Source organism: Kocuria sp. CPCC 205231 (genome assembly GCF_040980965.1).
Classification (GTDB): domain Bacteria; phylum Actinomycetota; class Actinomycetes; order Actinomycetales; family Micrococcaceae; genus Kocuria; species Kocuria rosea.
Genome location: NZ_JAVKPP010000019.1, coordinates 21,892 through 34,585, shown reverse-complemented (window position 1 = coordinate 34,585; position 12,694 = coordinate 21,892). Strand labels below are relative to the sequence as shown.

At 68.2% G+C, this 12,694-nt stretch carries 14 protein-coding genes; 5 read left to right on the top strand and 9 right to left on the bottom strand.

What is annotated here, in order from left to right; translation table 11 throughout:
- Positions 1-151: 151 nt before the first annotated feature.
- Together RF640_RS16610 and RF640_RS16605 are read right to left on the bottom strand one after the other, a co-directional pair.
- Positions 152-580 carry a TspO/MBR family protein gene (locus RF640_RS16610; RefSeq protein WP_160291653.1) on the bottom strand — a complete coding sequence of 143 codons (429 nt, stop codon included), beginning with the start codon at positions 578-580 and terminating at the stop codon, positions 152-154.
- 152 nt (positions 581-732) lie between these two features.
- Positions 733-1,380, bottom strand: a complete 648-nt coding sequence (locus tag RF640_RS16605; RefSeq protein WP_284563819.1) for a TetR/AcrR family transcriptional regulator — start codon at positions 1,378-1,380, stop codon at positions 733-735.
- Positions 1,381-1,473: 93 nt separating this feature from the next.
- On the opposite strand from RF640_RS16605, the gene RF640_RS16600 reads away from it, so the two are divergent.
- The 3 genes from RF640_RS16600 to RF640_RS16590 are packed head-to-tail and all read left to right on the top strand — an operon-like array spanning position 1,474 to position 3,886.
- Positions 1,474-2,418 (top strand): NAD-dependent epimerase/dehydratase family protein, encoded by a 945-nt coding sequence (locus RF640_RS16600; protein WP_160291654.1) that lies wholly within the window; start codon positions 1,474-1,476, stop codon positions 2,416-2,418.
- Between the two features lie 11 nt (positions 2,419-2,429).
- Positions 2,430-3,377: a CPBP family intramembrane glutamic endopeptidase gene (locus RF640_RS16595; protein WP_368799525.1), complete on the top strand. Its 948-nt coding sequence runs from the start codon at positions 2,430-2,432 to the stop codon at positions 3,375-3,377.
- Positions 3,374-3,886 carry a hypothetical protein gene (locus RF640_RS16590; RefSeq protein ID WP_035929398.1) on the top strand — a complete coding sequence of 171 codons (513 nt, stop codon included), beginning with the start codon at positions 3,374-3,376 and terminating at the stop codon, positions 3,884-3,886. The genes RF640_RS16595 and RF640_RS16590 overlap by 4 nt, the downstream gene beginning before the upstream one ends.
- 295 nt (positions 3,887-4,181) lie before the next feature.
- On the opposite strand, the gene RF640_RS16585 is transcribed toward RF640_RS16590, so the two are convergent.
- Positions 4,182-5,093 carry a DUF1963 domain-containing protein gene (locus tag RF640_RS16585; RefSeq protein ID WP_058874195.1) on the bottom strand — a complete coding sequence of 304 codons (912 nt, stop codon included), beginning with the start codon at positions 5,091-5,093 and terminating at the stop codon, positions 4,182-4,184.
- Between the two features lie 100 nt (positions 5,094-5,193).
- Positions 5,194-6,360 carry a hypothetical protein gene (locus RF640_RS16580; RefSeq protein WP_157571377.1) on the bottom strand — a complete coding sequence of 389 codons (1,167 nt, stop codon included), beginning with the start codon at positions 6,358-6,360 and terminating at the stop codon, positions 5,194-5,196.
- 706 nt (positions 6,361-7,066) lie between these two features.
- Here RF640_RS16580 and RF640_RS16575 point away from each other — a divergent pair.
- Positions 7,067-7,372, top strand: coding sequence for a DUF4193 domain-containing protein (locus RF640_RS16575; protein ID WP_035929432.1), 306 nt, complete (start codon positions 7,067-7,069; stop codon positions 7,370-7,372).
- Positions 7,373-7,648: 276 nt separating this feature from the next.
- Here RF640_RS16575 and RF640_RS16570 read toward each other — a convergent pair whose 3' ends face one another.
- Positions 7,649-7,930: a hypothetical protein gene (locus RF640_RS16570; RefSeq protein WP_368828417.1), complete on the bottom strand. Its 282-nt coding sequence runs from the start codon at positions 7,928-7,930 to the stop codon at positions 7,649-7,651.
- Between the two features lie 269 nt (positions 7,931-8,199).
- On the opposite strand from RF640_RS16570, the gene RF640_RS16565 reads away from it, so the two are divergent.
- The gene (locus tag RF640_RS16565) at positions 8,200-8,505 is read left to right on the top strand and encodes a DUF4193 domain-containing protein (RefSeq protein ID WP_368828415.1); all 306 of its coding nucleotides are present in this window, start codon (positions 8,200-8,202) and stop codon (positions 8,503-8,505) included.
- A gap of 301 nt (positions 8,506-8,806) precedes the next feature.
- On the opposite strand, the gene RF640_RS16560 is transcribed toward RF640_RS16565, so the two are convergent.
- The 4 genes from RF640_RS16560 to RF640_RS16545 form a co-directional block, all read right to left on the bottom strand.
- On the bottom strand, positions 8,807-9,013 hold the full coding sequence (locus tag RF640_RS16560) for a cold-shock protein (protein ID WP_368828414.1): 207 nt from the start codon (positions 9,011-9,013) through the stop codon (positions 8,807-8,809).
- A gap of 96 nt (positions 9,014-9,109) precedes the next feature.
- Positions 9,110-9,685, bottom strand: coding sequence for a GtrA family protein (locus RF640_RS16555; protein ID WP_368828413.1), 576 nt, complete (start codon positions 9,683-9,685; stop codon positions 9,110-9,112).
- Positions 9,686-9,752: 67 nt separating this feature from the next.
- Positions 9,753-11,348, bottom strand: a complete 1,596-nt coding sequence (locus RF640_RS16550; protein WP_368828412.1) for a glycosyltransferase family 39 protein — start codon at positions 11,346-11,348, stop codon at positions 9,753-9,755.
- Positions 11,345-12,628: a glycosyltransferase gene (locus tag RF640_RS16545; protein WP_368828411.1), complete on the bottom strand. Its 1,284-nt coding sequence runs from the start codon at positions 12,626-12,628 to the stop codon at positions 11,345-11,347. Before RF640_RS16545 ends, RF640_RS16550 begins: the two co-directional genes overlap by 4 nt.
- Between the last annotated feature and the right edge of the window lie 66 nt (positions 12,629-12,694).

Here is a 12,694-nt window from a genome sequence, read left to right as displayed (position 1 = left end):
CAAGCAGCGGCACACCGCCCGCAGGGTCTTGCAGCGGCTGCTCCAGGAGGAAGGGGCGCAGGTGGCCGAGTCCACGGTGTACAACATGGTCGCGCGGTTGCGCGTCGCGGTCGGCGCGCGACGGGCGCAGCTGATGAGCAGGGCCGCCCGGTCAACGCTCGGTAACACGATTCAGTCGCCACAGGCTGTACGTCCAGGGCAGGTCGTAGCCGATGACCCACAAGGTGTACGGGGTCAGGGCGAGGACAGAGGGACGGTCTGAGGCCACGGCCTTCTGCAGCGCCAGAAGTGGCACCAAGAACGCGACGATCCCGAAGAACCCGGCGCGAGGATCGCGCCGTCCGAAGAACGACACATTCCACAGCTCGTTACCGGCGAGCACGAGGAGGGCGAGCCGCCGAACGCGCCGGTCGTCGTTGCGGTGGGCGCGATACAGTACGGCGCCGAGCTCAAGGTAGTAGATCGCCCCGACGACACCGAAGGCGGGCAGCGGCAGTTGCATCCGCGGAGCCTTCAGCTGACGGAACCAGCCCATGGCCTCCTTGCCGATGAAGGCGTTGCCCAGCACTGCGGCGGCCACGGGGGCCCGCCCACGGCGGTCCACTGCCTCACTCGAGCCCCGTGCTTCATGGGGTTCAGCATGCCACTTTCAGCCGATCCGCACCGTCACGCACCACGAGTGCGGAAGGGCTGTATGGGGCGATTCGCCACGAGAGCCGGACAGTCAGGATTTCAACGAACATCACCCGAACCGGGCACCAACCCAGTCAGGTAGCTGCGCACCACCGCGGCGATCTCGGCCTGGGACTGCGGCGTTCCCGGCGCGGCTGCTGACATCGAGCCCACCCCCACGAGCCGATCGAACTGCAGCCCGTCGATCAGGGCGACCAGGCCGTCGGCCTGTCGCGGCGGGTCACCGGCGCCGAGTCGGGTGAGGGCAACGATCGCCATCCTCCGGAAGGCATCTCCAGCATGCAGGATCTCGCGCAGGTCCGGATCTGAGGCGACCTCGATCTCGCAGGCCATCCGGGCCAGGGTGTGTTCCCGCTGCTGGGTGATCTGACCATCGACGAACACCGCGATCCGTTGGGCCAGCTGATCGGCCTCCGCGAGCCGGTCGGTCCGCGTGGCGGGCACGTCAACGGCCTCGATGGGTGGACCCGGCACCCGGGACAGCCGCTCGTGGTTGATCTCCGCGATCCGCGAGAGCACGCCTCGCAATAGGTCGCGGCGGGTCCGGAAGTGGTACGAGGTCGTTCCGTACGGAACCCCGGCGGCGGCGTCCACCGCCCGGTGGGTGAGCGCCCGCATCCCGGTGCTCGCGATCACGCCGATCGCGGCGTCGGACAGCAGTCGCGGCCGGTCGGTCTTGACGGGCATCGGATTCACGCCCCTTCCACTTTCCACACTACGGCTGTAGCGTATCCACTACACATGTACTGCTACATGTGTAGCACAAAAAGGGGGACACCGATGTCTGGACAACCACTCCATGTGGTGGTCGGGGCGGCCGGAGTGACCGGACGACGCGTCGTCGCCCACCTCCTCGCGGCCGGATGCGAGGTGCGGGCACTCACGCGGGACGGCCGCTCGATCGGTCACCCGCAGGCGGAGCTTGGTGCTGCCGACGCGGCTGATCCGGCGGCCCTGGTGGCGGCGACGGCCGGCGCCTCGGTGATCTATCACTGCGCGATGCCACCGATCAGCCGGTGGCGCCAGGACTTTCCCTCGCTCACGGACGCCGTCGTGAGCGCTGCGGAGGCGGCCGGCGCCCGGGTGGTCTTCGCCGATGACACCTGGATGTACGGGCGGGTCGGTGGGCCGATGACCTCGGATCTGCCCTACCGGCCGGTCAGCTCTCTGGGGGTGCTGCGCGCGTGGCTGGCGGAGCGCCTGCAGCACGCGGCGGCTGCGGGGCGCATCCGGCTGTCCCTCGTCCGGGCCGGGGAGCTGTACGGGCCCGGAGTGCGCTCGATGATCGCCGGCAACGTGTTCAACGCCCCTGGGCCCGGGGGTCGCGCATTCTGGTTCGGCAAACCCGACCTGCCGATCACGCCGACGTACATCGAGGACTTCGCTCGTACCATCGCCACGGTGGGTCGGGAGGACACCTCGGACTGCGCGACCTGGCACGTCCCCCATCCGGAACCGACCACTGGGCGCGCGTTGGTCGCGTTGGCCGCTCGCGCAGCGGGCCGGCGGAACGCCTTGACAGCTGTCCGCGGCTGGCACCTGCGCGCAATCGGCACCGTCGTGCCGCTCGCCCGCACCGGCGTCGAGCTGCTCTACCAGTTCGAGCAGCCGTTCGTCGTCGACGGAACAGCGACCACGAAGGCGTTCGATCTGTGGCCGACCCCGTACGCCGTCGGCGTACGCGAGACTCATCGCGTTGCGGGTCTCCAGCACTCCTTCTCCTGACAGGAGCAGACATGTCCACGGCACCCCTGCGCGAGGGCCCGGCAGCGGTCCCTCCGGACGGTGGGGCGGTCGTCCGGTTCGTCCGCCGACGCCCCCTGGTGTCGTTCCTTCTCTGGGCCTACACCGTGGGGCAGGTCCTGCCCTGGTCGGTGGTGCTGACCGGGCTCGCGGACCGGGGTTGGTGGTTGCCGGGATCGGTGCTGGTCAGTACCCTCATCGGCCTGCTGTTGCCCGCCCTGCTCATCACCTGGATCACCGACGGACGCGACGGGCTGCGCGCCCTGTGGCGACGGGCGGTGGCCGTGCGCCTCGGCCCGGCGTGGTATGCGGCGGCCCTCATCCTGGTGCCGGCGCTGACCCTGACCATCGGCGTACTGATCGGCGGTACGCCGGCGGAGCGGTCCGCCGGATTCCTGCTGACCGGGCTCGGGGCGCACTTCCTCCTGCCGTTGCTGGTCTCCTTCGTGCTGATCAACTGGTGGGAGGAGGTCGCCTGGACGGGCTTCGTCCAAGCCAGACTGCAGGACCGGCAAGGCGCCCTGCTGGCCGCCCTCACCGTGGCACCGCTGTTCGCGCTGCAGCACAGCTCCCTTGTCGCCGGCCATTCCCTGATGGCGGGTGTAGTGATGCTGGTCCTGCTGGCAGCCCTCGCGGTGCCGTTCCGGTTCGCGCTCGGGTGGGCCTACAACCGCACCGGAAGCCTTTTCCTGGTCGGGCTCCTCCACGCCGCCGGCAACGCCACGACCGGCGGCGACGGGTTCAACGCCGGCTACCTGCGCAACCTGTACCCGCACGACACGAACGTGACCATGGCGCACCTCATAGCGATGTTCCTGCTCGGTCTGCTCGTCGTCATCGCCACCCGCGGGCGACTCGGACACCGGAGCCCGGGTCATCCGCCGGAGGAGCGTCTCGAAGGAGTGGGGATGGCCACCCACCAGACAGCGGACGAGTCATGATCGGGGCCCGCTGGGGAGTGTCCGACAGCGAGATCGCGCTGCGCTACCCGTGCGACGCGTTCCTTCCCGCACCCGCACTCCAGGTATGGCGCGGCGTCACCGTCCAGGCGGAGCCAGAACAACTCTGGCCATGGCTGACACAGGTCCGGGTCGCGCCGTACTCCTACGACTGGATCGACAACCTCGGTCGTCGGTCACCGCGCAAACTCCTCCACCTGCCTGAGCCAAGAGTCGGCGACACGTACACCACTGCCGGGCACCGCGAGAGGGGTCGCATCGTCGCCGTCGAACGTGGACGTCACCTGACCGGAAAGATCCTCTGGGCGTACATGTCCTACCTGCTGGTGCCCAGAGAACCCGAGACCACGCGGCTGCTCCTGAAGGTCGTCGCGGACATCAACCCTCTGCTCGCGCCAGCACTGTCCGTCGGTGACCTCGTAATGGCCAGACGGCAGCTGCTGAACCTGAAGGCCCTCGCCGAAGAAACTCCCAGCCCGGTAGAGCGGTGAACGCACCGGCGTTCTCCGGAACCCCTCACACGACCAAGTCATCATCCCGGATGACCGCGCCTCAAGCTCCGTGACCGTGAGGCGCCCATCCGCATCGCTCAACTGAAGCCGGTGCACGCTAGACGCATCATGATGCCCATAGGAAAGACGGACTCAGATGACCCTCGAGAACTCCCGCAGCATGGTGGCCGGTAGCCGGCCATATGTAAAGCAAAGTCGACCTCAGCGGCTGCGGCGGCGCCAGAAGCACGTCCGGACGCGGAGCCGATCCCCGGACGACGCTTGTGGAGGTGGTTCAGTCGGTGCGGATCAGGCACCACGCCTGGTCGAAGCGGCGGGCTTCGAGGTCGGTGGTGCGCATCCAAACCTCGAGGCTTCCGGCGTCGCCGAACCACCCCTCCAGGGCCGTCCAGCTCTCCAGGTCCAGGACCAGACGGTGCTCATCGCCAGGACCATGTAGCGGCAGCGCCTCGGCCAGCAGGGCCCGGGAGTTGATCTCCCCGTGCTGGCTGTGGCCGTAGACGTGGCTGACCGGCACCGGGTATCCCTCGGTGGAGCCGGTGCGCTGAGCCAGCCATGCCCTTTGCAGGGCCTCTTCGAGCGCTTCGGCGGTCTCGAAGTCCTCCTGGGGCCCGCCGGCGGCGTCAGCGGCGGGGGGCAGAGTGAACCCGGGCAGGGCCAGCACGAGCTGGCAGGCCGGGGCCGGGACCTCGACATCGGCCGGGGGCTCCACCAAGGTGGTGCGGTCCGGCTCGGCCACCCAGCGCACCGACCACGCGCCCGCGTCCCGGTCGCCGGTCTCGTCGCCGAAGGTGCGCAGGTCGTGGAAGACCTCCAGCACCCCGGTGGTGGGCAGGCCTTCGCGCAGCCCCGGCCAGGCGGCCTTGCCCTGGGCGTCGAGCACTCCGGCCGTATCTGCCAGGTCAAGGGTGAGGACATGGGCCAGGGCCGTGCCATCGGCCGCCCGGGGCCACTGCTCCAGGGGCGCTGCGGCGGGCCCGCCCAGCCAGCTGACCCATCCCCCGGTGCTCCACAGCTCGGTCAGCTCCTCATCGCCGGGGGCGAAGGACTGCTCGCTGAGCACCGGGGAGAACGCCACCTGCTCCAGCAACCGGTCCGCGCCGGTAGGCCTGTTCTGCAACCAGGCTTGGATCTGGCCGAAGGGTCCATGCAGGGGCGCCTCGACGGCGCCACGCTTTTTGGCCATGACCGTCCTCTCTTCACGGGGGTGGGGAAATCGTAACGGCGGGCGGGTCGGCAGCAGCCCAGCGACGCTGCTGCCGGCCCGCCCGGATGGTGAGGGGCGCTCAGATGCGCACACCGCAGTGGCGTAGCAGATTCACCCCGATCTGGTGCTGCTTGGAAAAGCCCTGGGCGTGCACCCACTGGCGCATGGTCTGACTGCTCGAGGCGTTGACGCCGAAGGACCGCACGCCCTTACGAGCCATCCAGGAGTTCACGCACCTCTGATGCACCTGAGTGGGGATCTGCACGAGGTTGTTCCGGTTGTGGATCGCCCGAGGATCCCAACCGCGATTTCTGATGGTGGACTGCTCCACCACGTGGTGCCACTGGTAATTGGCCCGCGGCGCCCCGACGGCGTTCTTGAACGAGGCGAACGAGCGGTAGCCGCCCCGGGTGGTGTAGGCCACCCCCGCCCGGATGGTCTGGGTGGCGAAGGCTCGGATGGCGTGCGGAGCCAGGGCCCGGGCGGCCGCGCCCAGGGCGATGGCCACCAGCGGCAGCGGATCCGAGACCACCGGGAAGACCGCATCGGTGGTGTCTACGACCTGGACCAGGTCCGTGCCCTGGACCTCGAAGCGGGTGGGCAGGGCCTGCCCACCGGCGTCCACCGCCCAGGGGGCTTGGAAGACCCCCACCAGGCTCTGCCCCTCCGGCAGCTCATCGCCGGCCGGGCCGAGCATTTCCGCGGGAGCGGTGTTGGCCGCCACGTCCTCGGCATCGATTTCGGCGGGATCCGGCAGCACCGACGCCAGGTCCACGGCCGCGACGTCGGCGGCGGTGACGCCATCGGCCACAGCGGTGGACTCCTGGGCGAGGGCGACCTCACCGGTGGGCAGTTCCATCAGCTGCACACCGTCCGGCAATCCCACCGCGTAGGAGTACTCATGCACGGCGGTGTCGCTGTAGGCCTCCTCCGCCACGGTCAGCACTCGCGCCGATCCGTCCTCGACGTTCTGGACCTCGGCGTGCAGATGGGGTGACTCCCCCGGATAGACCAGGGTTCCGTGATCCGTCAGCTGCGGGTCTGCGGTGGTGTCTACCGGCAGGGACAACTCGACCTCCAAACCGGCCCCCACCATGGCCGTCACCGTGGCTCCGTCGACGGCCACGGTGCCATCGGCTGCGGTGAAGCCTTCCCCGGTCGCCGCGAAGGCCTCCAGGGGCAACATTTGATCCGCCGCGGCCACTGCCTCAGTGGTGCTCGTTGTGACTTCCTGGGCCGCGGCCACGGCCTCCTCGGCCTGCGCCGGGCCCCCACCTACCGTGAGCACCAGCGCAGCAATCGCACCACCCGCCACGCACCCCTTGAACCTGCCCCACCGCGCCATCACGAGCTCCTCGTCTCCCACCCAAAAGTCCATTTGCAAAAACAAATGACTGTGAACGGGATGAAGCCTATAGCCGGCATGACAGGCGCGGCAGAACCTGCTGGGGGGGTCCTTCCGCCTCAGCGAAGGCCTCACGTGACGGGTGTCCGGTCAGTGCCTGACCTCCGGATCTGCATGCCCGCGAGGGATCGGGCGATGTTCCGAGACTGAGGATCGCCGCTGGTAGGAACTGAACTCCCGAAGCGCTTCCCCCTGAAGCTGTTGCTGCACAGCCTGGCAACGGTGACATGGCGCAATCTGCAGAGCCCTCGAAGAAATCCCTTCACGAGGATGCCGACAGACCCGATGGAGGCAGTCACCGGCAACCACCACCACCGATCTGTCCCCTGAAACGGGGACCGCCTGCCGGCACCACTCCCGCCCAGTCCACCGATGACGCCCGTGGTCACCTGCAGTGCGTCGGCGAGCATGGCCGACGCCAGTTCAACGGCCGCTTCGCGACCACTGCGAGGTGGCAGGGGTTTGCCCACCGCACGGATGCACTATGGTCCTTCCGTGCAGGGCAGCCCTGCACAGCAACGCCTTTCCCAGGAGGACGCACCACATCATGGCCACCGACTACGACGCTCCGCGCACTCGCCCCGAGGACGAGCCGGCCAACGAGTCCCTGGAAGCGATCCAGGTCCAGCGCAGCGCCGCCACCCAGACCGCGGTCATCGACGCCGAGGACTTCGACACCGCCGAGGGCATCGACCTGCCCGGGGCGGACCTCTCGCACGAAGAACTCACCGTGGCCGTCATCCCCGAGCAGAGCGACGAGTTCACCTGCGGGGCCTGCTTCCTGGTCCGCCACCGCTCCCAGCTCGCCCGCACGAGCGCGGGCACCAGCTACTGCACCGACTGCGAGGGCTGAGGCGCGGCGCACACCCCCACGGATAACCCGACAGATCAGGGATGGACCCACGCAATCGCCTGTCGCAATCAGCGCTCCTGCAGGCAACCGCTAACCGGCCATATGTAAAGTAAACAGTAAAGATGTCCGGTTGTGTCTGTCCCACACAAGTCCGGACGAGGCGCAGGGGTCATGCAACGTTCATCGACGCCTCACCCGCGCTGCAGGAATCGCCGGAGGGCTGTAAGCGCGCTGGAGCAAGTGCACCCGACCGTGCGCGGGGCTGCCATGTGGGTACTAGCGGTCGGGTGCCCCGGCGGTCCGGGGCCAGGAGGCGAACATCGCGCTGCCTTCGGTGGCGACCAACCGGTCCTGAAGTGCGGAGCGCCCGGCGGGCCCGCACACCACGCCGGTGCGCTTGTCGTAGGTGAAACCATCGTCGAGAACGATGTGCTCATCGGTCTCGACGACCACCCGGTAGCGGACCGCGTGCCGGTCGCAGTCAGCGGCAGGATGGACGATCGCACGCGCCCCGGGATGGGTGGCACCACCATGGTTGAAATCGAACAGATCAGCCACAGTCCCTCCTGATGAGCTCGGCATCCTGGTCACCTGGAAAGGCACCAGGAACGGCGTAGCCCGGCCCCCGCTCCGGTGCGGGCCCCTCCGCCTGGGATTGGTGGCCGATTGTACGCAAGCAGGCGCCAAGCTCACCGGCGCCCGAGTCAGGTCGCTGCGTTATGACCGCCGGCGCCGCGGTCCTTTTTCTCTGCGGCTACACTCTGGTCTCTCGGGGCAGGACATCCCCTTACCCGAGTAACCCACCTTCCAGGAGGACGCACCGCATCATGGCCACCGACTACGACGCCCCGCGCACTGCTCCTGAGGACGAGGCGGCCAACGAGTCCTTGGAGGCGATCCAGGCCCAGGCCAGCGCCACCACCCAAACCGCGATCATCGACGCCGAGGACCTTGACACCGCCGAAGGCATCGACCTGCCCGGCGCCGACCTCTCCCACGAAGAGCTCACCGTGGCCGTCATTCCGCAGCAGGACGACGAGTTCACCTGCGGCTCCTGCTTCCTGGTCCGCCACCGCTCCCAGCTCGCCCGTACCAGCGGCAACGTCCGGTTCTGCACGGACTGTGAGTGCTGAACACGGCAGGGCACCGGCCGGACGAACGGTTCAGCCACCATCAAAGGCGGTCAGCAGAACTCGCTTTGCAACTGTGGCCGGGCACCAGCGCCCCAGAACAGCGCAGGGTTGCACTTGTCGATGTAGGCGATGGATTCATAGCGGAACAGCTGCATCGCCGCTCGACGCCGCGACAGTCCCGAAGGGCACCTGCGGTTACACGCTCGTCGCGCACATGCTGTCGACAGGTGAAATCCTGCCGGCCGGTATCGAACGACATCTCTGCACGGCAGAGATGTCGGGATCGGTCCCGACGAATCATTCAGGAAACGACGGTGACCTGCGACGCGTGGGAACCGTGTGGGCGGGCATCGGCCTCGTACTCGACCCGGTCGTTTTGCCGCGGGGCCTTCGTGGGCCCGCCGGTGACGGCGGTGAGGTTCACGAACACGTCCTCGGAACCGTCGTCGGGTCTGATGAACCCGTAGCCCTTCTCGGAGTCGAACCACTTCACTACACCAGTAGCCATGTCGGTACCTGTCTTTCTTCTCTCGGCGGGGTCGGCCCGTCGCCCGGGACGCTGCTGGGTTCATCTGCTGGGACGAGACATCGCCGTGGAGGGACTTCACGGTGGAGGCCGGAGCTTCGGCTCCGACCTGGGGTCTGCCGGCGGCACCTCGGGTGAGACCGTCCCGGACGGCTGCGGGTGACGCCGGGGGCGGTAGACCACCCGGGAGTGGAAGAGGTAGCGCAGCACGAAGGCGCCCGCGAGGGTGCCGGCCTGCGCCAGGAGAGCAGCCGTCCCGGCGGCGTCGACCAGGAGCCACAGGACGGGCAGCCGAAGAGCGGCCTCTGCGTTGTTGAAGAGGAAGGACTGCAGGAATCGTCGCTTGAGGGGGTGGGCCGAGTGCCGGTCGGAGTGGAAGACGGCGCGCTCCTGCATGAGGAAGTTGGTCAGGATCGTGGTCTCGGCGGCGATGACGGCCGCCGGGATGTAGTGGACGCCGAAGTGCATCAGCAGACCCATGATGAGCAGGTTCAGGACGGTGCCGATGCCGCCGACGACGGCGAATCCCGCGGCCCGGCCGAAGCGCCGATGCAGCCGTCGGGACAGCAGAAGCACACCGTCCGCGAGTTCCGCGGTGGTGCCTGCAGGAGTGCGAGGAGAGCTTCGGAGGTCGTCGGCTCCTGTTGTGGTCATGGTGCGGCGTCCCGGGTCAGGCGTGGGGTGCCGGCGACGACCGGCGGGAAGAACAGATCGATCGGTCTCACGGGCTGATCACCTCGTGGACGCTCCAGCCGCCGAAGGTCTGCACGGGCTCGGATTCCTCCAGCGCTTCTTCGACCATGTCCAGGCCGAGGCTGTCGATGTTGGCCTGTGTGAACGGGCCCACGATGATCCAGTCCAGTGCTTCCGCGCCCTCTGGGTGCTCCCGCAGGAACTGGCTGTCGAGATCCACTTTCTCCGTGACCACCGCGTCCCAGGGGTCGTCCCACCCGCTGGTGTTGACGTCCTGCCACATCGAGTAGGGGACCAGGATCGTGTCCTGTCGGGGCACGTTCTCCTGCACCCATGCCAGGGTGGACGCCCAGTCGGTGTTCTCCTCCTCGGTGAGCAGGGCTCTGCTCTGTCCCCACCAGTGCGGGACCGTCACGGAGGCTGCGCCCAGGATTGCGGCTGCGCCCACCACGATCGTCGCCACGGTCCGCGGACGCGGGGCGAGAGGTGCCACGACTTTCCGGAAGGCGCTCCACAGAATGTCGGCGGCGACGCCGAGGGCCAGTGCCAGGAACGGGACCACCCCGATGATGTACATGGAGGGCAGGTATCCCTCGCCGGTGAGGACGGGCACGGCGAAGGTTGCCATGGCCACCGGGATCCAAACGGCCCGCCGGCGCATCAGGCACAGCACCCCGGCTGCGACCCCGGCGAGAACCAGGTAAGTGTCGTAGTACAGCCAGCCCTCCAGCAGCTCCGCCCGGCTGGAGCCGGCCTCCCAGATGGAGCCGGATCCGGAGCGGTCCATGAACTGGAAGGCGAGGGCTTCTTGCAGGGACACGTGGTTGGGGCCGGCGAAGAGCTCACCGCGCAGCAGGGCCATGAGCGGGTAGGAGAACAGGACGAGTCCGCCCACCACCAGGAATCCCACGGTGGAGAAGACCCGGTTGGACCAGTTGGGGCGGTTGAGCAGGGCAACCAGCAGGGCGGGGCCGAAGATCGCCAGCGTCTCCTTGGACAGGACGGCCACGGCGAAGAACACGCCTGCGCCGACGTGGTGCCACAGTGCCCCGCGGGGTGACAAGGCCAGGTAGAAGGCCAGCAGCAGCCACGGAATCCCAATGTTGTCGATGTAGACCTGCCGGCCGATCACCAGTGTGAGCGGGGACAGCACGAACACCAGGACCGTCAGCCCGGCGATGGGCCGACTGACGCCAAGCCGCCGGCCGATCAAATAGACCAGCATCGCGGTGGCCACGAAGAACGGCACGATCGCGAAACGGGTCGCTCCGATGTAAGTGCCATCGCCGAGCCCGAGCAATTCGGGCAGCCAGGCGAGGGAGCCCAGCTGGATCCACCCCAGGGGCGGGTGATCGTACCAGTAGGTGTAGGGCGCCAGCTGTCCCTCGAGGACGCTGAAGGCCTGGGCGGTGTAGGTGCCTTCGTCGTCCTGGTAGGCGGTGGCCCCAGTGAGGTTCCACAGGCCCAGCACGGTCGCCAGGACGCCCACCCCGGCCAGCACCATGCGGTCCCACCAGGACTCGGTCCGGCCGCGCAGCAGGTCGCGGCGCACGGTGCGGGGGGCTTCGACGACGGGGATGATCTGGGTCTGCGGGGGCTGCACCGGCCCGGTCAGTGCGCTCATGCCTGGACCAGCTTCCCGGACTGCTGCATGTAGTCGAGGTGGGCTCCGGAGTGGGCGGTCTTCTCCCAGCGGAAGTCACCGCGATGGAACTTGGCCAGGGCGCGCACCGCAGCGAAGGCGAGGACCAGCTGGTAGAACGGGGTGCTGAGCACCAGGCGCACGTAGTCGTAGAAGCGGACCCGGTAGCGGTGGTCGCGGCCGAACTCGTGGAGCATGCACATGTCGAAGGCGACGGTGGCGATGGTGGGGATCAGGGGCAGGAAGGCCAGCAGGGTGACCGGCATGGTGGTGCGGCCCCACAGCGCGGCGATGACGGCGATGGGGATGGCGACCCCGGCGAAGGCCATGAAGTGCTGCTGCATCAGCGTCCACCAAGCCAGTGCCCGTCGGCGGCGGGTGGGCAGCTGCTTCCAGTCGCCCTTGGCGTAGACCTGCATGAAGCCCAGCGACCAGCGGGTGCGCTGCTTCACCAGACCGGCCAGGGAGTCGGGGGTCTCCTCCCGGGTGACCAGGTCCGGGGAGTAGGCCACGACGATCTCTCGGCCCAGGGTGGACAGGCGCACGCCGAGGTCGCAGTCCTCGGCCAGGCACCCGGCGTCCCAGCCGTCGACCTTGAGCAGCAGCTCGCGGCGGATGAACACCGTGTTGCCGCCCAAGGGGATGAAGCCTTTGCTGGCGTGGGCGTGCAGGCGGGAGCGGAACCAGGTGAAGTACTCCAGGCAGTTGCGCAACGAGTACCAGGTGTCCCGGTAGTTGATCAGCTGGACCGCGCCCTGGACCACGTCGGCGTTTCGGGCCACGAAGCAGCTGTCGATGTTGCGCAACAGGTCCGGTGCGGCGATGGACTCGGCGTCGAAGACGCCGACGATCTCGTTGCGGCACATGGCCAGGGCGGTGTTCATCTGGCGCGGCTTGTTCTTCGGCACGCTGTGGTCCACGCTCACCCGCACCCTCTCCGGGTGCTCCGCGGCCAGGAGCTGTGCGATGGCGACCGTCTCCGGGTCGTCGTGGCCCACGGAGATGATGACCTCCAGCTGCCGGTGCGACTGGTGCAGCAGTGCTTCGAGGGTGGCCCGCATGACCGGTTCCTGCTCGTGCCGGCAGGGCATGATCAGCGAGAAGGAGTGGCGCTCCTCCATCAGCAGACCGCCGTAGAAGGTGCGCTGCTGGGTCTTAGGATCCCACCAGGCATAGGTGTTCAGGTACAGGGTGGACGCGGCGATCAGGAACAGGACCACCGCGATCACCGCGATGAGGACAGAGAAAAGGACAGCAAGCACTACTCCCCCTACGGGCTGCTGGAAAAATGTGGATCATCGGCCGGGCGATCCCGGCCCCGGTGCGCA